Origin of the sequence: Streptococcus infantis, from assembly GCF_047464715.1 — a bacterium.
GTDB classification, from domain to species: domain Bacteria; phylum Bacillota; class Bacilli; order Lactobacillales; family Streptococcaceae; genus Streptococcus; species Streptococcus infantis_S.
Map to the genome: position 1 here is coordinate 83,488 of NZ_JASHBJ010000003.1, position 22,751 is coordinate 106,238.

Here is a 22,751-nt window from a genome sequence, read left to right on the forward strand (position 1 = left end):
TGAAACAAAAAGTAGCAGTTTTACTGCTACTTTTCTTTTTATTCTTCAATTTCGATTTCAAGAGCGTCGCCCAAATCAAGTGTTACTTCTTGGTTAGAATCTGCATCAGCTGCTGCACTTGCTTTAGAACCTTCTTCCTCTTCAATTAAACCATATTGAACACGAACTTGGTGGTCAATTTCATCAAAGATTTCTGGGTGATCTGCCAAGTATTTCTTAGCATTCTCAGAACCTTGTCCGATTTTTTCACCCTTGTATGAGTACCAAGCACCTGCTTTTTGGATGATATCCAAATCACTAGCAATCTTCAAGAGTTCACCAGTTCTAGAAATACCTTCTCCGTACATGATTTCAACAAGAGCTTCCTTGAACGGTGGAGCAACCTTGTTTTTCACAACTTTAATCTTCGTTTCTTTACCGACGTTAGTGTCTTTTTGGTCACCAGTTCCCTTGATCTGTGTGCTTCCACGAACATCCAAACGGACAGAAGCGTAGAATTTAAGGGCACGTCCACCAGGAGTTGTCTCTGGATTACCAAACATAACCCCTACTTTTTCACGCAACTGGTTGATGAAGATGGCAATTGTCTTAGTCTTGTTGATAGAAGCACCAAGTTTACGCATAGCTTGACTCATCATACGAGCTTGAAGACCAACGTGGCTATCTCCAATATCTCCATCGATTTCCGCACGAGGTACAAGAGCTGCAACAGAGTCGATTACCACAAGGTCAACTGCACCTGAGTCAATCAATTTTCCTGCAATTTCAAGACCTTGCTCCCCTGAGTCTGGTTGTGACAAGAGCAATTCGTCAATGTTCACTCCAAGTGCCGCTGCATAAGCTGGATCAAGAGCGTGCTCTGCATCGATAAAGGCTGCGATTCCACCTTCTTTTTGCGCTTGTGCTACAGCGTGAAGGGCTACTGTTGTCTTACCTGATGATTCTGGACCGTAGATTTCAATGATACGTCCCTTAGGATAACCACCTGAACCAAGTGCAATATCAAGGGCCAAAGAGCCTGAACTCATCACTTGTACTTTTTGCTCTGCGCGTTCACCCAAGCGCATGATTGAACCCTTACCAAAGTCTTTTTCAATCAATTTAAGCGCATCATTCAAAGCTTTTTCACGGTCAGCTCCAAATTTTTTCCCAATTTCATCTAATTTTTTTGTTGGTTTTTTCGCCATTTTGTTCTCCTATATTTTAATGATTCTAAGAACCTTCTTCTATTATATCAAAAGTCAGTCACTTAATAAAGCTTTGCGAACTAAGTTGAAAGCATGCATAACCGCAATTTTACGAACATCTGCTCGACTCCGTCCTGCGATATTAGCTTGGATAACTTCTGTCCCCGAAGCTTGCGCCAAAGCGATAAAGACTGTACCTGCTGGATGGCCTTCTAAACTATCCGGACCAGCCACTCCTGTCAAGCTAACCCCAAAGTCTGATTGAGTTTTAAGTCGTGCCTGCTCTGCCATTTTTTCCGCCGTAAAGGCTGAAACAACTCCGTGTTTTTCCAACTCTACTTGTGGAATATCTAACATCTTAGCCTTTTCTTCTAGACTATAAGTGACAAAACCACCTTTAAAGATAGCTGACACTCCCGAAAAGTCTGCCAAAGTTGCTTGGAAAAGCCCAGCTGTCAAACTTTCCGCAGCCGTTATGGTTTTATGCTGTTTTTTCAACTCCTCGACAACTACACTAGCTAGACTCGCTTCCTCGCCATAACCATAGCAAATATCCTTTAAAGCAACACCTTCAAAAGTCTGGCGGGCAAGAATTTTTTCCTCCAGATTATCCAAAGCTGTTCTAGCCTCGCCCTCACTGCGAGCCTTTGTAGACAAGCGCAGAGTCACTTCTCCTATTTTTGCATAAGGTGCCAAGGTTGGATCTGTTTGCTCTTCAATCAAATCCGACAGAATCGTTACTAGCTGGCTCTCACCAATGCCAAAGAAACGTAGCACGCGTGAGTATAACTTAGCTCCAGTGGTCAATCTCGGAAGCAGTTCATTTAAAACCATGGGTTTTAGTTCACTCGGCGGACCTGGTAGAACAACATAAGTCACGCCAGCTATCTCAATCATCCCACCAACTGCTAGACCTGTTTCATTGAGTAGCGGAGTTGATCCCTCAACGATTTGAGCTTGGCGTTCATTATTTGGAGTTCGAGCATAATCTGGGCGATGAGCAAAGAAATCATCTAATTTAGCCTGTGCTTGCGGGTCAAACACTAGATTTTTTTCTAAAAATTTTGCCAAGGTTTGTTTGGTCAAATCATCCTCTGTCGGACCCAAGCCTCCGGTTAAGATAACCAGATTACTACGTTTCTGAGCAATCTCCAACAAGGATAAGAGACGAGATTCATTATCTCCCACAGCCGTCTGGAAGTAGATATCTACTCCGATTTCAGCCAACTTTTCAGACAAAAACTGAGCATTGGTATTGACAATTTGACCTGTTAGAATTTCTGTCCCAACTGCTATTATTTCTGCTTTCATTTTTTCCTCCTACTTATCTATTCGGATTTCTTTGAAAAAATCGCAGGAAAATTCCTACGATTTGAGTATTCATTTCTTATTGTTCTTGTTGTCCTTGTAGTCCTTGTTGTTCCTGAACTGCAACAGAACCATCCGTTTGCGGCAAACGACCATAAATATTTTCATACAAGACTACATTTGTCTCCAATTCGGTAGTTTCTGGTTTGTCCAATGAACGGCGTAAAAGATTTTGCATCTCTAACATATGCTCAGATGTCACGATTTGGTATGATATCCCGTCAATCATTGCATCTTCTCCGCGCAATTGCTGAGACTCAATATTCTTAAAGGAGTCTTGATAACCCATCAATTGAGGGATTGTTGTAGTTGTAATCTCGATATTTGTCTGCATATTGTCGCTAAGAGCCTTCAAAATTTCTTGGTAGTGGCTAACACTATTCAAACTTAGAATCTTCTCAACAATCTTTTGAATGACTTCGCGCTGACGTTTCTGACGACCATAGTCTCCTTCTGGATCCTGATAGCGCATGCGTGAGTACACCAATGCCTCTTCACCATTTAGAGTTTGCTCTCCAACGCCGATTGAAATCGTGTTAAATGGTTCCTGGTCTTGGATAGAGATTGGGAAACCTAGAGTGTTGTTTACTGTGATACCTCCGACAGCATCAACCATTCTTTGAAGACCGTGCATATTAACCATAATATAGCGGTCTATATGGATATTCATCATTTTTTGAATGGTTGAAATAGCAAGTTCTGCTCCACCATCAGCATAGGCGGCATTGAGCTTCGCTTCTCTAACACTACCGTCTGGTTGTTGGATTTGTGTCAGAATATCACGTTCCAAACTCATCATAACAACTTTCTTGGTTTTAGGATTTACTGTTACCAAGATCATCGAATCACTGTTACCTGCCCATGGGTCTGTACGTTCAACGTTACCCGTATCCACACCCATCAGTAGGATTGTCAGGGGTTCAGTTGCCTCGATAACCTTCGTTTCTTCCCCGATTTGTTTATAGGTTTTAGCTAAAGTCTGTGTACTTTGTTGGTAGATAGTATAGGCATAAGCTCCCACACCAAGCACTGTCACAAGAACAAAGCCTAAAAACATTCCAATTATTTTTTTTACCATACCTTTATTCGTCTATCAGTCGACCCATTTGGTAAACGTCAAGAAACTCTCCTCCCTCTATACAAGCACCACGTTCCTGTAATCCTTCTATGATAAAGCCCATCTTTTTATATAGATGAACAGCCGCAAGATTGCGTTTTTGAACTGTCAGTTGTAACCGTCGAATACTTCCACTCAACTGGGCCCACTCAATAGCTTCTTCCATCAAGATACTACCGAGACCATTTCCCCAATAGGCTTTCTTGATGCCCAAGAAAACATCACCAATGTGTTGAACTCGCGGACGCTGATCAGCCGTTATATTGATTAAGCCTGTTAGTTCTTCATCCAAAAAAGCTAATAAAGTAATCTGATTATCCGATTGGGCCTGCTTGTCAATAAAACTCTTCATTTCGGATTCAGTCATTGCAATTCCATTTTCATCCAGACTGGTAAAGCTAGATTCATGACCAATCTGATCCAGAAGTGCAATAAGAGCCGAAGCATCTTGAACTTCTGCTTCACGGATTAAAAGATCATACTCCATCTGTCAACCTCTGCAAAAGTTCTGCTGCTCGTTGACCGTGGGCATGAAAGACAACTTTACGCCCCTCATCATCTTTAAGGATTTCTAATTCTAGATAGTCAGCTGGAAGAGCCTCACCTAATAGATGCCCCCACTCAATAACTGTCACACCTGATCCAAAAAGAAATTCGTCCAAATCGATAGAATCTGCATCCCCTTCGATACGATAAACATCCAAGTGATACAGGGGTAGACGTCCTTCATATTCTCGAACAATGGTATAAGTAGGACTCTTAATCATTTGATGAATCCCTAGGCCCTTAGCTAGCCCTTTTGTTAGTGTTGTTTTCCCAGCGCCTAATTCACCAGTCAAAATCAATACATCATTTTTCTCTAGCAGAGAGCCTAACTCTTGTCCAAGAGCAATAAGTTCATCTTCATTTTTTGTGTGCATGCTACTATTATACCAAAAAGTTTTCTTTTGTGATATCTCCACTAATAAAAAAAGAGGAGTTCCCTCCATCTTTTTTCAGGTTTAATCATTTAATCATTAGTTAAGAGCCATACTAATGTAGTTCAAGATGAACAAGGCATCCAAAATCCAAATCATGACATGCACATCTTTAACTTGGCCTTTGACAACCTTTGTCAAAGTATAAGTCAAGAAACCAACTGCAATCCCTTGAGTGATTGAGTAACTGAATCCCATAAAGATAGATGTGAAGAAGGCCGGAACAGCTTCTGACATATCATCCCAAGGGATATTTTTCAAGTTAGAGAGCATCATAATTCCGACAATAATCAAAATTGGTGCAGTCGCAGCTGTTGGAACAATCGCTAATAGTGGGCTAAAGAAGCTAGATAAAGCAAAACAGATAGCAACAACTAAGGCTGTCAAACCAGTACGTCCACCAGCACCGATACCGGCTGCTGACTCAACATAAGTCGTAACGTTTGAAGTACCTGCAATGGCACCAACTGAAGTTGCCACCAAGTCAGAGTAAAGAGCTTTATCCAATTTAGCTGACTCATGGTTTTCACCACTTGTCGCAACGATTCCAACCTTTTCACCAGTACCAATAAGAGTACCGATAGTATCAAAAATATCTGTCAATGAGAAGGCAAGAATAGCCATCAAAGTTTCTGGCAAACGAGATGTGTTTGAAATCAAAGATCCTAAACCTTCCGAACCAAGAGCAGCACCAAACAAGGTACCTAAATCGTTAACTGCTGATGAAAGATTGTTGCTAGCGAAGTCAATCCCTGACACATTAACAAGACCAACCGCAATAGCAAGGACTGTCGTTGTTAAGATAGAAAGGATGATACCACCTTTGATACCTTTAACAACAAAGAAGATTGTAATGGCAAGACCTGCAATAGCTACTAATACTGCCGGAGTATTGAAATCTACTAATCCTGGAACAGCTGCTGAATTCGCAGTAATCGCCGCTTGAGCCTTATCTGCTCCTTCACCTGCTACAGTATATGTACCTGGGTCAATTGAGAATTTCAAAAGACCAGCATTCTTAATACCAACGTAAGCGAGGAAAACACCAATACCAGCTGAAATTGCTGAGCGAAGTGTTGTAGGAATAGACTCAATGATCATTTTACGAACATTGGTTAATGTGATAATGAGTGAAATAACTCCACAGATGAAGACCATCCCAAGAGCTTCTTTCCAAGTATAGCCCATCCCAAATACGACGGTAAATGTAAAGAAGGCGTTTAGTCCCATACCTGGGGCTTGTGCATATGGCAAGTTAGCATAGAAAGCCATCATCAAAGTTCCCACAACAGAACCGATGATTGTTGCCAAGAATACACCTTGAACAGGCATTCCTGTTTGTGAAAGCATTTGAGGGTTTACAAAGAGAATATAACTCATTGCAAAGAAAGTTGTTAAACCAGCAAGAACCTCTGTACGGACGTCTGTCCCGTGCTCTTTTAGTTTAAATAATTTGTCCATTTTTAATCTCCTTTGTCATTTTACGAACAATATGTCTATTATATCATCAATCATTCACATTTTCAAGCTGTTTTTCCTATTTTTAAAAATTCTTAGAGGATATAATTCTTCTTATTTTTGCTTATAATCAGCTTTTCTTTCAGCTTTTTGATATAATAGGAAACATCTTATCTGAAACTAGATTCGGGAGGATTTTATGACTAAAAAAATGATTGCCGTGGACTTAGACGGTACCTTACTTAATGGAGAAAGCAAACTCTCTGACTTTACAAAAGAAACCATTAAAAAAATTTCTAAGGAAGGCCACCATGTGGTTATCGCAACCGGTCGCCCATATCGAATGGCCAAAGATTTTTATGACCAACTTGAACTTGAGACTCCTATGATCAACTTCAACGGTTCACTCACTCACCTACCTGGTAAGGCTTGGAAACATGAAAAATGCCTTACTGTGGACAAAAAATACCTCTTGGATATCGTAAAACGAAAAGAGGACATCGAGGCAGACTTTATCGCAGGTGAATACCGTAAAAAGTTTTACATTACAGCCCCGGATAAAGAAATTGCTGATCCTAAATTATTTGGTGTTGAAAACTTTCGCCCTGAAAATCAATTCAAGTCTGACTTAGTGACCAAGGGGCCAAACTGTATTTTATTACAAACTAGGGCAGACGATAAATATGCACTGGCTGAAGAGATGACCAGCTTTTACAAGCATCAGCTTAATATCAATACTTGGGGTGGCCCTTTGAACATCCTCGAATGTACTCCAAAGGGAGTTCACAAGGCATTTGCCCTCGAATACCTTCTCAATGTCATGAATATCGACAGACAGAATCTGATTGCCTTTGGTGACGAACACAATGACCAAGAAATGCTCTCCTTTGCAGGTAGAGGATATGCCATGAAAAATGCTAATCCCGCTCTACTTTCTTTCGCAGACGAGCAATTACCATTGACTAATGAAGAAGATGGTGTCGCCCACTTTTTACAAGAGCGATTCCTCTAACGCATAACTTATAATTCATCAGTTCTATACTTTGGGTAAAATAATGACCCTTAAAGTATGGAACTTTTTTCATACAAAAAATAATTAAAAAAGATTTGTACCTGTTTTATCCAGATCCAAATCCTTAAAAATATCTATTTTTTTAAAACAATACGATCAGAAACCTTACGGTCCATGTCGTCGATAATAATCTGGTTCTCTTCTGCCACATAAATCTTGACGTCATCTCCGATGATGACTTTCTGACTTTCTGGTTCGAAGGTTACCTTCTTAACTTCCTGTACTCCATCTGCTTCCACTTCTGTCCACGTTCCGGTATTACCAGTAACGACAAGCGTAATGCTATCACCCTCGTCCTGCCCCTTATAGGTACCATCCATATTGATGGCTGGAGCATTCGTAACACTAGCTATTGTTGACTCAGATATCTGACTTGTTATCACTTCTGAACTAGTGCTTGTTTGAGGTGCCGAAGTTGTTTGTCCTTTTGTTGAACAAGCGACTAAGAGACTAAGACTTGCCAGTGTTGCAAGAGAAAGTGTGAATCTTTTTAATGTCATGATAGCTCCTTTCTTTTGGCGGCTAAAAGTAGAAAAAACTGCTGAAACTTCCACCTCAACTATATCAAATAAGGGAAGGGAGGTCAATTAATAGATTCATAACCCAAGAGGTGGGCACGAACCTCTGATATAAAGTAGAGTGAACCCGTTACAAACAGTAACTCTTTCTCCCCTGCAGAATTTTCAAAGTCATCTATAAAATCTCGATAAGAAGCAACCTTCTGATAATCTCCCAAGTCCTGCTCTTCCAAGGAACCTTGATAATCAAAGCTAGTAACATAGAGAGGGAGGTCTGGTAAATGCTCTGTCAGATAGCCAAGCATACCACTGTAATCTTTACGCTTTAAAGCTCCAAAAAGAATTTGAGCTTGATAACCTTGTTGATTTTTTTTCTGGATAAATTCAACCAAACGCTCCAAGGCTGGTAGGTTGTGAGCCCCATCCAGATAAATGTGCTCAGTGATAGCTTCTAGCCTTCCTGCCCATCTGGTAGCTCGCAAGGCAGCTCGTACTGCTTCTTGATCAACCTTCTCACCTCTCTGATTCATAAACAATAGAAAGGCTTGTATGGCAAGAGCTACGTTTTCCTCTTGATAAGCCCCTTCCAAACCTAGTTTTAGTTGATTCAGATTCGCAAGAGAAGAAGAAAAATGACCATTCTTGAAAGAAAAATCTCGATCAGCTTGGTAGAGAGTTACTCCCAAATTATGAGCAGCCATTTGACAAACGAGCTGAGCTTCCGGCGCTAGATTGGCAACAACGGCTGATTTACCTGACTTAAAAATCCCTGCTTTCTGCTCAGCAATTAACTCTAGACTATCACCCAAGGTCTCTTGGTGATCTAAGCCGATGGACGTGATGACTGCTATATCTCCAGTTACCACATTAGTGGTATCAAGTAGTCCACCAATCCCAACTTCCAGTAACACCAAATCTACTTCTTGCTCTTTAAAATAAAGCAAAGCAATCAAGGTCAACAACTCAAAAAAAGATAATTGATCATGAGTTTCTAGAAGTCTTTTCTCCATTGCTTTTACTTGATCAGCTAAACGAATGAAATCTGCATCCGATATGGGGTTCCCATTGATGCAAATGCGATCATGAATGCTGACAATATGGGGCGAAGTAAAGGTCCCAACCTTTTTACCATGGGAAACAAAAAGTTCCCTCATAAAAGCAATAGTCGACCCCTTTCCATTTGTCCCCGTCACATGGATAATTGGATAGGTTTGCTCAGGATTCCCCAGTAAATCCACTGCTTTTTGCATCCGTCCCAAACCTGATCTAAAATTCAATCCAATCCGACTATGGAGCCATTTTTCTACTTCAAACACGTTTATCTCCTTAATCCTTAATAAAAAAGCGAAGATTCTCTTCGCTTTTTACTTCATTTGCTAGAACCTAGCTTGTTTTAATTTCAATATGGGGTACAATCACCCCCGGATGTTCCAACTCTTTCTAGTTTCTAGGAGTTGGGCTAAAAACATCCCCCGGATGTTCCTGCTTTTTCTAATTTCTAGAAGCAGGGGTAAAAACATCCCCGAAATTACCAGTTCTCTCTTATTTTAAGGAACTGGGCTGATACAGTCTCCCAGACTACCTGCGTTTCTATTTTCTAGCGCAGGGCTAAAAACATCCACTGGATATTCCAACTCTTTCTAGTTTCTAGGAGTTGGGCTAAAAACGTTCCCCGAACGTTTTTACTCCTCCATAAAGCTGTTGAAGACTTCTTCAATCATGTTCCATTCATCTTCTGAATCTTCAGGGATTGGTTGCAATTCGCCTTCTGTTCCGTCTTCATTTTCGATGAATGAGTATGCTTGAATTTCAACTTCGCCGTTTTCATCTTCTTCTGCATTAACTGGTACAAGAAGGACATAGTTTTTACCAAATTCTTCTTTTCCATCAATAGTCAAAAGGATTTCAAATAAAGTTTCATTTCCTTGCTCATCTACAAGTGTAATAAGTTCACGTTCTTCGTGATCGTGGTTGTGATCGTGTGACATAGTTTCTCCTCTGTCTTAAAATTTTCTATCTAAATAATTTTGCAAAATCAACTGAGCCGCTAATTTATCGATAACTTTCTTACGCTTATTACGACTAACATCTGCTTGCTCAATTAACATGCGCTCTGCAGCAACCGTGGTTAGGCGCTCATCTTGGTACTCCACTGGCAAACCAAAGAGTTCTTCCAGTTTTGCTCCATATGCTTGACTCGCTTCCACACGCGGTCCGCTGGTATTGTTCATATTTTTAGGCAAACCAACAACAAAGCGCTCCACCTTATAGCTATCAACCAATTCCTTGAGTCGTTCAAAACCGAACTCTCCCTGGTCTTCATTGATTTGGATGATTTCGAGTCCTTGTGCTGTAAACCCTAACGGATCGCTAATCGCTACTCCTACTGTTTTGGAACCAACGTCCAACCCCATAATTCTCATTGGTTATAGATCGACTCCTTGTCCCTTAAGGTAGTAGCGGACCAATTCTTCAACAATCTCATCGCGTTCATATTTACGGATTTGATTTCTTGCGTTATTGTAACGAGGAACGTAAGCTGGGTCTCCACTGAGAACATAGCCCACAATTTGATTAATAGGGTTATACCCCTTCTCATTCAATGAAGCATAGACTTCTGTCAATGTTTCACTGATCTCTTTTTTATTGGAATCGTCCAATTTAAAACGTACGGTTTCTTCAGTAAATCCCATTCTAACACCCTCTTTCCTTAGAATAGTACTATTATAGCACATTCACTATCGTTCTACAAATGACACAGTCTGATTTTGCTTGATTTTCTGCGACTTCTTTACTGAACAGTCGCACCACTTGCAACTCGATTTGCGATATACTCTTCTGGTTCGTTTTTTATTAGATTTTCCAAGCCAACATTTTTTAAATATTCGCTTTCACTTGCCTTTTTAACATCTAGGACTTGAAAATCATAACTTGTCTTCGTTTCAATCTCTGTCTCACTTAAAAGATTGGTTTCAAGACTAAAACCAGGAATTTTTCGAGTTGCTTGAACTGACTCATCTTTGTCTTCCTCTTCTTTCAAAGCACTCTTTGCCTGCTCTAATCCATGCTCGGCAATGTAGCTCTTAAGTTCATCTGAAACTTGCCGTTTTTGCTGAATCGTTAGAGTCAAGAACTGTTTACCCTTATAGGTAATAATTTGGGTTTGCTGTACACCATTTTCGTCAACAGGTAGAACAAGAGTCTTGGTTACAACTGTATTGTTATTCGCATTTTCTAAAACAGGTAGAGTTGATTGAAGAGCTTCTGTCGTTGTGTCTTTAGAAGGTTCCGTAGACTCTTTTTTCTGTCCACAACCAGCTAGTAAAAATAGAAGGGCAACTGTACCGATAACTATCTTCTTCATATTATTTTATTTTTCCTTATTTAATCTATCAAATAAGGCTAGGAGTCACTCCCAGCCTTTATGTTTTATAGTGCTGCACGTAAACGTGCTTCTGCATTTTCTACATTGCGGACAGAGCGTGGCAAGAAGGCACGAATGTCATCTTCTTTATAGCCAACTTGTAAACGTTTCTCGTCGACAAGAATTGGACTTTTTAGGATGCGTGGTGTTTCCATGATTAAATTAAGCACTTCATTGACACTCAAATCTTCGATATCAACTCCAAGAGCTTTAGCGTAGCGATTCTTTGATGATACAATGCTCGCAATTCCATTGTCTGTTTTCGTTAGAATATCTAATAGTTCTTCTCTAGAAATCCCCTCTTTACCGAGGTTTTGTTCTTTATAACTTAACTGGTGGGCATTGAGCCAGGTCTTAGCTTTTTTACAGCTAGTACAACTTGAGACTGTATAAATTTTGATCATGTACCTACCCCTTTCGCTACATGTTACTATCAGTTTATTCTATTATACCATAAAAAACATCCGACTTGCGACCTATTTTTAAAAAAATTTAACTTTTTCCTCAGTTTTCTATCTTTTTTCTTGACAAAAACCGAACTATAACCATTCTTTGTACTTCTTAATGTAACATTTCTTAATAACCGTGACGCTAAACATGTACAAGAAGATGATACCGACCAAAAACAAGAAGTATGGCAGTCCCAATGGAGCTAAACGAAGGATATTTACTAGTGGTCCATAAGGTAGACTAGTTACGAAAAGGGCTGCAACCAAAGTTGTCAAAATCACAAGCCAAGCTGGTCTGCTTTGTACAAAAGGAACTTTTGCTGTACGAAGCATATGGATGACCATGGTTTGAGACCACATAGATTCGATGAACCATCCTGTTTGGAACAAGATAATAAACTGAAGGGCAGATTCAGAACCATGAACATAATGATGACCTGTCACCAAAGGAACAATGATAAAGTAGAGGAAGATAAAGGTCAAAATATCAAAGACAGATGAGATTGGCCCCATCCAAACCATAAATCGCGTAATGGATTTTGCTTCCCATGTATGAGGTTGTTTGAGAAAGTCTTGATCCACATTATCAAATGGCAATGCCACACAAGACAAATCATAGACTAGATTTAGGACAATGAGATGAACAGGAGCCATTGGTAAAAATGGCAAGAAGATACTCGCAACAAGGAGTGAGAAGATATTCCCAAAGTTTGAACTGACGGTCATCTTGATGTACTTGGTCATGTTGGCGTAGACCTTACGACCTTCAACGATACCCGTTTCAAGAACCATGAGATCCTTGTCTAACAAAATAACATCCGCAGTTTCTTTGGCGATATCGACTGCTGTATCTACAGAAATACCGACATCTGCTACCTTCATAGATGGGGCATCATTAATACCGTCACCCATATAACCAACTCCATGACCATTTCTCTTCAACTGTAGAATGATACGCGCTTTTTGGTCAGGTGACAATTTAGCAAAGACTGTTACTCTTTCAACAACTTCTGCCAATTCTTGGTCTGTCATTTGGTCGATATCAGCTCCCAAAAGGATGTGTTCAACATCCAAACCAACCTTTTCACAAATAGCTTGGGTTACTTTTTCGTTATCCCCAGTTAAAATTTTTGTTCGGACACCATGCTCAAGCAGAGCCTGAATAGCGGGTGCTGCAGATGGTTTTGGTGGATCCAAGAAAGCAAGATAACCAGTAAGGATCATGTCACTTTCATCAGTCACAGCATAGGCATAGTCTTCACGTAAACCTGACTTGTAAGCAACACCTAAGACACGCAAACCTTGACGGTTTAATTGACCAACTTCTGCCAGTACTTCTTGGCGAATGTCTTCAGTAAGAGGAATCATTTCTCCTCGGTATTCTACATATGTTGAAATGTTCAACATTTCTTCTAAAGCACCTTTGGTAACCATACTAACGACATTGCTATCATCTTTGACGATGACACTCATGCGTCTACGTTCAAAATCAAATGGAAGTTCGTCGATTTTTTGGAAGCTAGTATCCAAATTTTGTAGAATAGCATGTTCTTTAGCTTCTTTTTCAGTTCTACTGATAATGGCACGGTCCATCAAGTTTTTCAAACCGGTTTGGAAATGTGAATTTAGATAAGCTCTTCTTAAGACCGCCATATCCAAATCACCGTGAATATCCAAAGGATATTCTAAAACAATCTCATCCTGCGTTAAAGTTCCAGTCTTGTCCGTACATAGGATATCGATTGCTCCTAAGTCCTGGATAGCATTAAGTTTTTTGATAACCACCTTTTCCTTGGCCATGATAATAGAACCTTTGGCCAAGCTGGCTGTAATAATCATTGGAAGCATTTCTGGTGTAAGTCCGACACCAACACTCAAGGCAAAGACTCCAGCCTCTAGCCAGTCTCCATCGGTCAAACCATTTGCGAAAAACACAATCGGAACCATGACAAGCATCAAACGGATCAAGAGCCAAGAAATGCTGTTCATTTCACGTTCAAAAGAAGTTGGTTCATCGTAGGTGTTGAGAGTCTGTTCAATAGCTCCCATCATGGTGTCATCACCAACAGCTAAAACCATAGCTGTAGCACTTCCTGAGATAACGTTTGTCCCCATGAATGCCAAAGATTCTGCTTCTAAAAGACTCTCTACATTTTGATTTGTAGCTTTATTTAAAGCAAGTTTTTCGACTGCATCACTTTCTCCAGTCAAACCTGACTGTTGAACAAAAAAGTCTCGTGATTCAAATAAGATGACATCTGCTGGAATCATATCTCCAGCGCTCAATTTCACGAGGTCTCCCACAACCAAGTCATCGATGGGTAACTCTTGTTCAAGACCATCGCGAATAACAGTTGCTGTATTGACAATCATTTTTGAAAGATTGGTTGTTGCCTTGTCACTCCGCAATTCTTGGACAAAACGGATACCTCCTGAAATCAAAACTAAGACAACGATAATGATAGAAGTCGTTGGATCCTCTTGACCAGGTTTGGCCAGCCAGACGTTTGTAACGAGAGAAATAAAGGCAATCACAAGCAAAATGATTGTGAAAGGATTGATAATGGACTCATAAATCTTTTTAAAGATGGAATCCTCTTGACCTTTTGTGATCGTGTTTTCACCATATAGGTCACGGTTTTCTTCGACTTGTTCTGAATCTAAGCCTTTTAGACTTGTATGGTAAAAAGCTAGACTCTCTTTGAATGGAGTTTGAATAGCTGTTGCTAGTCTTTCTTTTGTAGTTTTCATTGGTTTCTCCTATCTATATGAATAGTGATTTCATACACAGGGACCAATCACTTTATAAGGACAGAACGACACAAATCAGCGATTGGCTGTGTATGTGCGGTTCTGGATGATCGTCAATTTGCATCGTTTGTCTCCTTTCTTTGTTTTAAAACAGCAGAAAGTCCTGCCATAAAATGGCAGGACTAAAAAACTTATTGTCTGTTTTCGTTCAAGCTTTAACTCCATAGGGCGATGTAATGAGCTTAGTCTTGACCTTCGCGACCAGGACTGTTGACCAACGAGTAGTGTCTCCACTGTTTTGCGGTAGTCATCCGTATCCCTATGGTAGCCTCACCTACCGTTTTCGCCTTTCAGTATAAACCTTTAACTAGTAAAAGTCAACGATTTATCTCATTTTTCTTAGATTACGATTAATTCTTTTGGAGCAAGGGTTAATAACTCACAACCTGTATCTGTAATCAAGATATCATCTTCGATACGAACTCCGTATTTCCCTTCAATATAAATACCAGGTTCATCAGTCAAGACCATTCCAGATTTAATAACTTCTTTGGAAGTTTGGCTAAAGTAAGGTTCTTCGTGGATATCAAGTCCAATACCGTGCCCGATACCGTGTGTAAAGTATTCTCCATAGCCTGCTTCCACAATAATATCACGAGGGATTTTATCAAAATCACGGAAACCTAAGCCATCCTTAGCTTGGTCAATCAGAGCTTGGTTAGCCTTCAAAACGGTGTTGTAGATTTCTGCTTGTTCGTCGCTGGCATGACCTAGGTAGATGGTACGTGTCATATCACTGACATAGTGGTCGTAAAGGCAACCGAAGTCCATGGTAATAGCTTCACCTAGTTCTACTGGTTTGTGCATTGGGTGGGCGTGAGGTTTAGAAGAGTTGATTCCACTAGCTAGAATCGTGTCAAAAGACAAACCAGCAGCGCCTAATTCACGCATACGGAAGTCCAGGAAGTTGGCAATTTCAATTTCTGTCTTACCTGGCTTGATAAAGTCAAGAGCATCTTGGAAAGCTTGGTCTGAGATGGAACAAGCCTTACGAATAGTCGCAATCTCTGTCTCATCCTTAATCATACGAAGGGCTTCAACAAACTGTGTCTGTGGAACTAGTTCTAAACCTTCAAAGGCGGTTTGCATGCGATGATAATAAGAAACTGAAACCTCATCTTCAAATCCGATACGAGAAAGACCCATATCTTTTGCAATCTTTGCGATAGTTGCCAACTCATCACGTTCTGCAAAAATCTCAAAACCGGTTACTTCTTGCTTAGCAGCGATGATATAGCGAGCATCTGTCACCAAGACCTGACGGTCACGACTGATAAAGACTGTCCCATTTGAGCCCCAAAATCCTGTCAAATAGTAGACATTTTTAAGGTTATTGATAATGATTCCATCTAGTTCTTTTTCTTGCATTTTATCTAAAAATGCTTGCACACGTTTATTCATGATGTAACTTTCCTTTCAAATACTGTCCTGTATAGCTAGCTTCATTGGCAGCTACTTCTTCTGGAGTTCCTGTTGCGATAATAGTACCACCGCCAACACCACCTTCTGGTCCTAGGTCGATAATATGGTCTGCTGTTTTGATGACATCCAGATTGTGCTCAATGACGAGAACTGTATTGCCATCATCGACAAAGCGGGACAAAACGGTGAGTAGACGAGCGATGTCCTCAGTATGCAACCCAGTCGTTGGTTCATCTAAAATGTAGAAGGACTTACCTGTCGAGCGCTTGTGGAGTTCACTAGCCAGCTTCATACGCTGTGCCTCACCTCCAGAAAGTGTCGTAGCTGGTTGTCCCAAGGTCACATAACCTAGACCAACATCTTTGATGGTCTGGAGTTTGCGTTGAATTTTCGGAATGTGTTGAAAAAATTCTACTGCGTCATTGACGGTCATATCCAAGACTTGCGAGATATTCTTTTCCTTGTAGTGAACTTCTAGCGTTTCACTGTTGTAGCGAGTCCCATGACAGACTTCGCAAGCTACGTAAACATCTGGCAAGAAGTGCATCTCAATCTTGATAATCCCGTCACCCGAGCAGGCCTCACAGCGCCCGCCCTTGACATTGAAACTGAAACGCCCCTTCTTATAGCCACGAATCTTGGCTTCATTTGTCTGAGCAAAGAGGTCTCGAATGTCATCAAAAACACCTGTATAGGTCGCAGGATTAGACCTCGGTGTTCGTCCGATTGGACTCTGGTCAATATCTATCAGACGATCGATATGCTCGATTCCTGTAATCGTCTTAAACTTACCAGGTTTGTCTGAATTGCGATTGAGCTTTTGTGCAATAGCCTTTTTGAGGATGCTGTTAATGAGGGTAGACTTCCCTGAACCAGATACCCCTGTCACTGCAATGAATTTCCCGAGTGGGAAGCGAGCGGTGATATTTTGCAAGTTGTTCTCACGCGCACCTGTCACTTCGATAAAGCGACCATTGCCAACGCGACGTTCTGATGGTACAGGAATCGCGCGTTTTCCTGATAGATACTGTCCTGTAATGGATTTGCTGTTGCGAGCTACCTGCTTAGGCGTTCCTGCAGCAACAATTTCTCCACCAAAGACACCCGCTCCAGGACCAACGTCAATCAGATAATCAGCTTCTCGCATAGTATCTTCATCGTGTTCTACCACAATCAAGGTGTTCCCCAAGTCACGCATCTTTTTCAGACTGGCAATCAGGCGGTCATTGTCCCTCTGGTGAAGACCGATGGACGGCTCATCAAGGATATAAAGAACTCCTGAGAGGTTGGAACCAATCTGAGTCGCCAAGCGAATACGTTGGCTCTCCCCACCTGATAAAGTTCCCGCTGAACGAGAAAGCGTTAGATAGTTAAGCCCGACATTATTGAGGAAGGTCAAGCGGTCCTTGATTTCCTTCAGGATAGGACGAGCGATGATAGCTTCATTTTCAGATAGACTTAGTTGATCAATGACCTCCAAATGGTCTGCAATAGAGAGGTCTGAAATTTCTCCGATATGGAGCCCTTTTTCTCCTCCTACTCGAACAGATAAGGCCTGGTCATTGAGACGATAACCGTGACAGGTCTCACAAGTTAGCTCGTTCATATAAAGGCGCATCTGAGTACGAGTGTAGTCGCTATTGGTTTCATGATAGCGACGCTTGATATTCCCAATCACTCCTTCAAATGGAATATCGATATCACGAACTCCACCGAATTCATTTTCATAATGGAAATGGAATTCTTTCCCATCTGAACCGTAGAAGATGAGATGCTTATCCTCCTCAGACAAGTCCTCAAAAGGCGTATCCATATCCACTCCAAAGGCTGTCATGGCTTGTTCCAGCATATTTGGATAATAGTTAGAAGAGATAGGGTTCCAAGGTGCTAAGGCTCCTTCGCGAAGAGTTTTGCTAGCATCTGGCACTACTAAGTCCGTATCAACCTCTAGCTTGATTCCCAAACCATCACACTCACTACAGGAGCCAAATGGTGCGTTGAAGGAGAAGAGACGAGGTTCTAACTCTGGAACCGTAAATCCACATACTGGACAAGCATAGTGTTCTGAAAAGAGCAACTCTGAATCATCCATAGTATCAATAACGACATAACCTTCAGCGATACGGAGAGCTGCTTCAATCGAATCGAAGAGACGACTACGGATACCATCCTTGATGATGATACGGTCTACCACCACGTCAATGTTGTGTTGTTTATTCTTTTCAAGTTCAGGAACTTCGGTCACATCGTAAACAACTCCATCGACACGAACACGGACGTAACCATCCTTTTGAATCTTTTCGATCAGCGTCTTGTGCTGCCCTTTTTTCTTACGAATCACGGGAGCTAGAATCTGCAAGCGTTGGCGTTCTGGCAATTCCAAGACCTTGTCTACAATCTGCTCTACTGACGAAGCCTTGATAGCCCCATGTCCATTGATACAGTAGGGTGTCCCTACACGTGCATAGAGAAGACGTAGATAATCGTTGATTTCCGTCGTTGTCCCAACCGTCGAACGAGGATTTTTACTGGTCGTTTTCTGGTCAATGGAAATGGCAGGGCTGAGACCATCGATAGAATCCACATCTGGTTTTTCCATATTGCCCAAGAACTGACGAGCATAGGCTGACAGGCTTTCAACGTAGCGACGTTGCCCTTCTGCATAAAGGGTATCAAAGGCTAAACTAGACTTTCCTGATCCAGATAGTCCCGTCACCACAACTAGCTTGTCACGCGGAATTTCCACATCTATATTTTTTAAATTATGGGCGCGTGCCCCATGGATGACAATCTTATCTTGCATATTACTTCTTTCTAGTTCATTGTTGCTTTCCATTATACCAAAAAAAGTGAAATTCTATTACCAAAAACGCCGAATTTGTAGTATAATAGTACGGTGTCAAAAATCACTGGAACACGGATTAGATTAGGAAAGGATAAGAGATATGAAGCAAGTCTTTCTCTCAACTACAACTGAATTTAAAGAGATTGATACGCTCCAGCCGGGCACTTGGATCAATCTCGTCAATCCTACTCAAAGCGAATCGATGGAAATCGCCTCGGCCTTTGATATTGATATTGCCGATCTCCGTGCGCCGCTCGATGCGGAAGAGATGTCTCGTATCACCATCGAAGATGAGTACACCTTGATCATCGTAGACGTCCCAATCACAGAGGAAAGAAATAACCAGACCTACTACGTGACTATTCCCTTGGGGATTATCATCACAGAAGAGGCTATCATCACTACCTGTTTGGAGCCTCTCCCACTTCTTGATGTCTTTATCAATCGTAGACTTCGGAATTTCTATACCTTCATGCGTTCACGCTTCATCTTCCAGATTCTCTACCGCAACGCGGAGATTTACCTAACCGCCCTCCGTTCAATCGAACGTAAGAGTGAGCAGATTGAGAGCCAACTTCACAAATCTACTCGAAACGAAGAATTGATTGAACTCATGGAGTTAGAAAAGACCATCGTCTACTTCAAGGCTTCTCTGAAGACTAACGAGCGCGTGATTAAGAAATTGACCAGCGCAACCAGCAATATCAAGAAATACCTTGAAGACGAAGACTTACTTGAAGACACATTGATTGAAACGCAACAGGCCATCGAGATGGCGGATATCTATGGAAACGTCCTGCACTCTATGACAGAGACCTTTGCCTCTATCATTTCAAACAACCAGAACAATATCATGAAAACCTTGGCCCTCGTGACCATCGTTATGTCTATCCCGACTATGATTTTCTCAGCTTACGGAATGAACTTTAAGGACAATGAAATTCCTTTAAACGGAGAACCGCATGCTTTCTGGCTCATCGTCTTTATTGCCTTTGCTATGAGTGTTTCTCTCACTCTTTACCTCATCCATAAAAAATGGTTCTAAACAGGAGTTATTATGTCACAGATTGATTTACAAGAATTAACAAAGAAAAACCAGGAATTTATCCATATTGCAACCCAGCAATTTCTCAAGGACGGAAAAACAGATGCTGAAATCAAGGCTATCCTTGAAGAAGTCATTCCTCATATCCTTGAAGAACAACCAAAGGGAGTGACAGCTCGTTCTATCTACGGAGCACCAACTCACTGGGCTCATAGCTTCAGCGAAAAAGAGCAATATGAAAAAGAACATCCAAAAGAAAACGACGATCCAAAATTGATGATGTTGGATTCAGCCCTTTTCATCACAGGATTATTTGCAGTAGTGAGCGCCTTGATGAGCTTCTTCTCAAACCAACCTGTAGCCTACGGATTGGTAACACTTATCAGTGTAGGGGCCTTTGGTGGAGTTGCCTTTTACCTTCTCTATCACTTCATCTACCGCTACTACGGACCAGATACTGATCGTAGCCAACGCCCTCCATTCTGGAAATCACTTTTGGTTATGCTAGCAACCATGTTTGCTTGGGTTCTCATCCTCTTCTTGAGCAACTTCCTTCCACAAGCCATCAACATCAGCCTACCACCACTTGTTTTGTTGGTCATTGGAGGAGCTCTCCTTGCCCTACGTTTCTACCTCAAAAAACGGTTCAACATCAAGAGCGCAAGTGCAGGACCAGCTAGATATTAAGATAAACAATAAAAGTAGTGTGTTTTACAGACAGACTACTTTTATTATGGCTCCAAAGCTTTTTTTTATTCTCCAAAGAAAAGTAGCTACATTTTCTAAAAACGTTCTAATGTAAAGTCTTTCCTTAGAATCCCGAGGTTTTGTCCTTGAATCCAAGTTGTTTTTCTGTTATACTAATAAAGTAATAAGGAGAAATATATATGACTAAACAGAGAATTAATCAAGTTGTTGGTTCAATTGGTGCCTTTATCGGGATTATTGTATTTATAGCCTACATCCCTCAAATTTTTGCCAATTTACAAGGGAACAAAGCTCAACCATTCCAACCTTTATCAGCAGCTGTCTCTTGCTTAATCTGGGTCATTTATGGATGGACAAAAGAGCCTAAGAAAGACTGGATTCTAATCATTCCAAACTCGGCTGGGGTTATCCTTGGCGGACTGACCTTCCTTACTGCTCTATAAGAATGCAACTACTATAAAAAGCAACCACACAATTGGTTGCTTTTTTACTACTTTCTTGATCTAAAAGCCTTCTTCTGACTCTAATTCTTGTTGTTTCCCCTCATCTTTTGTGATACAATAGCATCAATCTATTTCTCGGAGGATAAGATATGGTTTCTACTATTGGTATTGTGAGCTTGTCTAGTGGCATTATCGGAGAGGACTTTGTAAAACACGAAGTGGACTTGGGTATCCAACGTCTCAAGGACCTAGGACTCAGTCCTATCTTTTTGCCCCATTCGCTAAAAGGCTTAGACTTTATCAAAGAACATCCTGAAGCTCGTGCGGAGGATTTGATGCAGGCATTTTCTGATGAAAGCATCGACATGATCTTATGCGCCATCGGTGGAGACGATACCTATCGTTTATTGCCTTATCTTTTTGAAAATGACCAACTACAAAAGGTTATCAAACAAAAAATTTTTCTTGGCTTCTCGGATACAACTATGAACCACCTCATGTTGCATAAACTAGGAATCAAGACTTTTTATGGTCAATCCTTTTTAGCAGACATTTGTGAGTTAGACAAAGAAATGTTGCCATACAGCCTCCACTACTTTAAAGAATTGATTGAGACTGGAAAAATCTCAGAAATCCGCCCTAGCGACCTTTGGTATGAGGAAAGAACTGACTTCAGTCCCAAGGCTCTGGGAACACCTCGTGTCAGCCATACAAATACAGGTTTTGACTTGTTACAAGGAACTGCCCAGTTCGAGGGAAAAATCCTCGGTGGTTGCCTCGAATCCCTCTACGATATCTTTGACAACTCTCGATATGTAGACAGTACAGAACTCTGCCAAAAGTACAGACTCTTCCCTGACTTATCCGACTGGAAAGGAAAGATTCTATTGCTAGAAACAAGTGAAGAAAAGCCTGAACCTGATGTTTTCAAAAAAATGTTGCAGGCTTTAAAAGAAACTGGGATATTTGAAGTCATCAGTGGACTCTTGGTCGGAAAACCTATGGATGAAACTTTCTATGACGACTATAAAGAGGCACTATTGGATATCATTGACAGCAATACCCCGATTGTCTATAATCTAAACGTTGGTCATGCCACACCAAGAGCAATTGTTCCCTTTGGAGTCCACGCCCATGTAGATGCAACGGAGCAAGTCATTCGCTTCGACTATAACAAATAAAGCTGGGAAGAATTTCTCAGCTTTTTTCAGTATCGTTACTAGCATTTTCATCATATACTACCGATGGCTAAGATAATAAAGGAGAGGCTATTGCCTAACATGTGAACAAGTAAGGGATAGTAGATATTCTCCTTTTCTTTCACATAAATGATAGAAAAGGCCAGGCCACCACCTAGGTATCCGACTGCACCGACCCACTCTGATAAAGACAAACTGTGCATATGAGTAAGTGCAAAGATAAATCCTACCAGAAGAATGCTTAACCAACTTGGCAGTTTTTTCTGCAAGTGATGCAATAAGAGCTGACGGAAAAAGAGCTCTTCCACTAAAGGGCCTATGACACAGGCAAAAACCGCTATCAGTAGTGGTTGTTCTTTAAAGGCAGTTTGTATATTAGCCTCGTTTAGTCCCTGTCCGCTTAATCCCAACATCTGTCTCAACATTTCCGATAGAAGCCCAAAGAGAATGGTTAAAATGAAAAGCAAGGCCCAGCCTTTTAAAACCCCAAAGATAAATTTCCTTTTAGAAGTTCTAACCTCTTCCCACTTTTGGAGCAATAGTGACTTAAATAAGAAGCAACCATACACAAACATGATGGTATAGACTAAATAAGTCCCTGCAGAAGAAGGCAATGGAGCATCAAATACTCGTATACCATCAAACACAAAAAGAATTGTATAGAGGAGCCCAAAAATCAGAACTCCCTTATTTTTATTAGACTTCATT

Annotated in this window: 22 protein-coding genes and 1 riboswitch; of the genes, 5 read left to right on the forward strand and 17 right to left on the reverse strand. The window is 41.0% G+C overall.

The window, feature by feature from the left end:
* Positions 1 to 38: 38 nt before the first annotated feature.
* From recA to QM419_RS06760, 6 genes are all read right to left on the reverse strand, one after another.
* Positions 39 to 1,187 carry a recombinase RecA gene (recA, locus tag QM419_RS06735; protein WP_006149228.1) on the reverse strand — a complete coding sequence of 383 codons (1,149 nt, stop codon included), beginning with the start codon at positions 1,185 to 1,187 and terminating at the stop codon, positions 39 to 41.
* Between the two features lie 54 nt (positions 1,188 to 1,241).
* Positions 1,242 to 2,498, reverse strand: coding sequence for a competence/damage-inducible protein A (locus QM419_RS06740; protein WP_414278301.1), 1,257 nt, complete (start codon positions 2,496 to 2,498; stop codon positions 1,242 to 1,244).
* A 76-nt stretch (positions 2,499 to 2,574) separates the two neighbouring features.
* Positions 2,575 to 3,633 (reverse strand): biofilm formation/cell division transcriptional regulator BrpA, encoded by a 1,059-nt coding sequence (gene brpA, locus QM419_RS06745; protein ID WP_414278302.1) that lies wholly within the window; start codon positions 3,631 to 3,633, stop codon positions 2,575 to 2,577.
* Positions 3,634 to 3,637: 4 nt separating this feature from the next.
* On the reverse strand, positions 3,638 to 4,159 hold the full coding sequence (locus QM419_RS06750; protein WP_414278303.1) for an N-acetyltransferase family protein: 522 nt from the start codon (positions 4,157 to 4,159) through the stop codon (positions 3,638 to 3,640).
* Positions 4,149 to 4,592, reverse strand: a complete 444-nt coding sequence (gene tsaE / locus QM419_RS06755; RefSeq protein WP_414278304.1) for a tRNA (adenosine(37)-N6)-threonylcarbamoyltransferase complex ATPase subunit type 1 TsaE — start codon at positions 4,590 to 4,592, stop codon at positions 4,149 to 4,151. Before tsaE ends, QM419_RS06750 begins: the two co-directional genes overlap by 11 nt.
* A 96-nt stretch (positions 4,593 to 4,688) precedes the next feature.
* Positions 4,689 to 6,110 (reverse strand): NCS2 family permease, encoded by a 1,422-nt coding sequence (locus QM419_RS06760; RefSeq protein ID WP_414278305.1) that lies wholly within the window; start codon positions 6,108 to 6,110, stop codon positions 4,689 to 4,691.
* Positions 6,111 to 6,306: 196 nt separating this feature from the next.
* Here QM419_RS06760 and QM419_RS06765 point away from each other — a divergent pair, with 196 nt between their 5' ends.
* The gene (locus tag QM419_RS06765; protein ID WP_263394283.1) at positions 6,307 to 7,119 is read left to right on the forward strand and encodes a Cof-type HAD-IIB family hydrolase; all 813 of its coding nucleotides are present in this window, start codon (positions 6,307 to 6,309) and stop codon (positions 7,117 to 7,119) included.
* A 134-nt stretch (positions 7,120 to 7,253) separates the two neighbouring features.
* Here QM419_RS06765 and QM419_RS06770 read toward each other — a convergent pair whose 3' ends face one another.
* From QM419_RS06770 to uvrA, 10 genes are all read right to left on the reverse strand, one after another.
* The gene (locus tag QM419_RS06770; protein ID WP_414278306.1) at positions 7,254 to 7,679 is read right to left on the reverse strand and encodes an SP_0198 family lipoprotein; all 426 of its coding nucleotides are present in this window, start codon (positions 7,677 to 7,679) and stop codon (positions 7,254 to 7,256) included.
* An 83-nt stretch (positions 7,680 to 7,762) separates the two neighbouring features.
* Complete coding sequence (locus QM419_RS06775; protein WP_414278307.1) at positions 7,763 to 9,013, reverse strand: bifunctional folylpolyglutamate synthase/dihydrofolate synthase; 1,251 nt, start codon at positions 9,011 to 9,013, stop codon at positions 7,763 to 7,765.
* Between the two features lie 366 nt (positions 9,014 to 9,379).
* Complete coding sequence (locus tag QM419_RS06780) at positions 9,380 to 9,685, reverse strand: DUF1292 domain-containing protein (protein WP_000017624.1); 306 nt, start codon at positions 9,683 to 9,685, stop codon at positions 9,380 to 9,382.
* 15 nt (positions 9,686 to 9,700) lie between these two features.
* Positions 9,701 to 10,120: a Holliday junction resolvase RuvX gene (gene ruvX, locus QM419_RS06785; protein ID WP_045613863.1), complete on the reverse strand. Its 420-nt coding sequence runs from the start codon at positions 10,118 to 10,120 to the stop codon at positions 9,701 to 9,703.
* Positions 10,121 to 10,123: 3 nt separating this feature from the next.
* On the reverse strand, positions 10,124 to 10,390 hold the full coding sequence (locus QM419_RS06790) for an IreB family regulatory phosphoprotein (RefSeq protein ID WP_004250500.1): 267 nt from the start codon (positions 10,388 to 10,390) through the stop codon (positions 10,124 to 10,126).
* Positions 10,391 to 10,488: 98 nt separating this feature from the next.
* Complete coding sequence (locus QM419_RS06795; RefSeq protein WP_414278308.1) at positions 10,489 to 11,061, reverse strand: SP0191 family lipoprotein; 573 nt, start codon at positions 11,059 to 11,061, stop codon at positions 10,489 to 10,491.
* Positions 11,062 to 11,126: 65 nt separating this feature from the next.
* Positions 11,127 to 11,525: a transcriptional regulator Spx gene (gene spx / locus QM419_RS06800; RefSeq protein WP_000591164.1), complete on the reverse strand. Its 399-nt coding sequence runs from the start codon at positions 11,523 to 11,525 to the stop codon at positions 11,127 to 11,129.
* Positions 11,526 to 11,660: 135 nt separating this feature from the next.
* Complete coding sequence (gene mgtA, locus QM419_RS06805; protein WP_414278309.1) at positions 11,661 to 14,321, reverse strand: magnesium-translocating P-type ATPase; 2,661 nt, start codon at positions 14,319 to 14,321, stop codon at positions 11,661 to 11,663.
* Between the two features lie 192 nt (positions 14,322 to 14,513).
* Positions 14,514 to 14,670, reverse strand: a riboswitch (M-box (ykoK) riboswitch).
* A 50-nt stretch (positions 14,671 to 14,720) separates the two neighbouring features.
* Entirely contained in the window at positions 14,721 to 15,782 is a 1,062-nt protein-coding gene (locus QM419_RS06810) for a M24 family metallopeptidase (protein WP_414278310.1), read from the reverse strand.
* Positions 15,775 to 18,606: an excinuclease ABC subunit UvrA gene (gene uvrA, locus QM419_RS06815; protein WP_235083531.1), complete on the reverse strand. Its 2,832-nt coding sequence runs from the start codon at positions 18,604 to 18,606 to the stop codon at positions 15,775 to 15,777. Before uvrA ends, QM419_RS06810 begins: the two co-directional genes overlap by 8 nt.
* 142 nt (positions 18,607 to 18,748) lie before the next feature.
* Between uvrA and QM419_RS06820 the strand changes: the two genes are divergently transcribed.
* From QM419_RS06820 to QM419_RS06835, 4 genes are all read left to right on the forward strand, one after another.
* Complete coding sequence (locus QM419_RS06820) at positions 18,749 to 19,693, forward strand: magnesium transporter CorA family protein (protein ID WP_000815631.1); 945 nt, start codon at positions 18,749 to 18,751, stop codon at positions 19,691 to 19,693.
* Between the two features lie 12 nt (positions 19,694 to 19,705).
* Complete coding sequence (locus tag QM419_RS06825; RefSeq protein ID WP_414278311.1) at positions 19,706 to 20,380, forward strand: DUF1129 domain-containing protein; 675 nt, start codon at positions 19,706 to 19,708, stop codon at positions 20,378 to 20,380.
* 200 nt (positions 20,381 to 20,580) lie between these two features.
* Positions 20,581 to 20,844, forward strand: a complete 264-nt coding sequence (locus QM419_RS06830; RefSeq protein ID WP_016466361.1) for a SemiSWEET family transporter — start codon at positions 20,581 to 20,583, stop codon at positions 20,842 to 20,844.
* Between the two features lie 149 nt (positions 20,845 to 20,993).
* Entirely contained in the window at positions 20,994 to 22,025 is a 1,032-nt protein-coding gene (locus tag QM419_RS06835) for a S66 family peptidase (RefSeq protein WP_414278312.1), read from the forward strand.
* A gap of 50 nt (positions 22,026 to 22,075) precedes the next feature.
* On the opposite strand, the gene QM419_RS06840 is transcribed toward QM419_RS06835, so the two are convergent.
* Positions 22,076 to 22,750, reverse strand: coding sequence for a lysostaphin resistance A-like protein (locus QM419_RS06840; RefSeq protein WP_414278313.1), 675 nt, complete (start codon positions 22,748 to 22,750; stop codon positions 22,076 to 22,078).
* Between the last annotated feature and the right edge of the window lies 1 nt (position 22,751).

Excerpts from the sequence above, each read along its gene's own strand:
- QM419_RS06780 (WP_000017624.1), bottom strand. The coding sequence starts at position 9,685 with ATGTCACACGATCACAACCACGATCACGAAGAACGTGAACTTATTACA.
- brpA (WP_414278302.1), bottom strand. The coding sequence starts at position 3,633 with ATGGTAAAAAAAATAATTGGAATGTTTTTAGGCTTTGTTCTTGTGACA.
- QM419_RS06765 (WP_263394283.1), top strand. The coding sequence starts at position 6,307 with ATGACTAAAAAAATGATTGCCGTGGACTTAGACGGTACCTTACTTAAT.
- QM419_RS06750 (WP_414278303.1), bottom strand. The coding sequence starts at position 4,159 with ATGGAGTATGATCTTTTAATCCGTGAAGCAGAAGTTCAAGATGCTTCG.
- tsaE (WP_414278304.1), bottom strand. The coding sequence starts at position 4,592 with ATGCACACAAAAAATGAAGATGAACTTATTGCTCTTGGACAAGAGTTA.
- ruvX (WP_045613863.1), bottom strand. The coding sequence starts at position 10,120 with ATGAGAATTATGGGGTTGGACGTTGGTTCCAAAACAGTAGGAGTAGCG.
- QM419_RS06820 (WP_000815631.1), top strand. The coding sequence starts at position 18,749 with ATGAAGCAAGTCTTTCTCTCAACTACAACTGAATTTAAAGAGATTGAT.
- QM419_RS06790 (WP_004250500.1), bottom strand. The coding sequence starts at position 10,390 with ATGGGATTTACTGAAGAAACCGTACGTTTTAAATTGGACGATTCCAAT.
- QM419_RS06835 (WP_414278312.1), top strand. The coding sequence starts at position 20,994 with ATGGTTTCTACTATTGGTATTGTGAGCTTGTCTAGTGGCATTATCGGA.
- mgtA (WP_414278309.1), bottom strand. The coding sequence starts at position 14,321 with ATGAAAACTACAAAAGAAAGACTAGCAACAGCTATTCAAACTCCATTC.
- QM419_RS06770 (WP_414278306.1), bottom strand. The coding sequence starts at position 7,679 with ATGACATTAAAAAGATTCACACTTTCTCTTGCAACACTGGCAAGTCTT.
- spx (WP_000591164.1), bottom strand. The coding sequence starts at position 11,525 with ATGATCAAAATTTATACAGTCTCAAGTTGTACTAGCTGTAAAAAAGCT.
- QM419_RS06830 (WP_016466361.1), top strand. The coding sequence starts at position 20,581 with ATGACTAAACAGAGAATTAATCAAGTTGTTGGTTCAATTGGTGCCTTT.
- QM419_RS06760 (WP_414278305.1), bottom strand. The coding sequence starts at position 6,110 with ATGGACAAATTATTTAAACTAAAAGAGCACGGGACAGACGTCCGTACA.
- QM419_RS06740 (WP_414278301.1), bottom strand. The coding sequence starts at position 2,498 with ATGAAAGCAGAAATAATAGCAGTTGGGACAGAAATTCTAACAGGTCAA.
- QM419_RS06810 (WP_414278310.1), bottom strand. The coding sequence starts at position 15,782 with ATGAATAAACGTGTGCAAGCATTTTTAGATAAAATGCAAGAAAAAGAA.
- recA (WP_006149228.1), bottom strand. The coding sequence starts at position 1,187 with ATGGCGAAAAAACCAACAAAAAAATTAGATGAAATTGGGAAAAAATTT.
- QM419_RS06825 (WP_414278311.1), top strand. The coding sequence starts at position 19,706 with ATGTCACAGATTGATTTACAAGAATTAACAAAGAAAAACCAGGAATTT.
- QM419_RS06795 (WP_414278308.1), bottom strand. The coding sequence starts at position 11,061 with ATGAAGAAGATAGTTATCGGTACAGTTGCCCTTCTATTTTTACTAGCT.
- QM419_RS06840 (WP_414278313.1), bottom strand. The coding sequence starts at position 22,750 with ATGAAGTCTAATAAAAATAAGGGAGTTCTGATTTTTGGGCTCCTCTAT.
- uvrA (WP_235083531.1), bottom strand. The coding sequence starts at position 18,606 with ATGCAAGATAAGATTGTCATCCATGGGGCACGCGCCCATAATTTAAAA.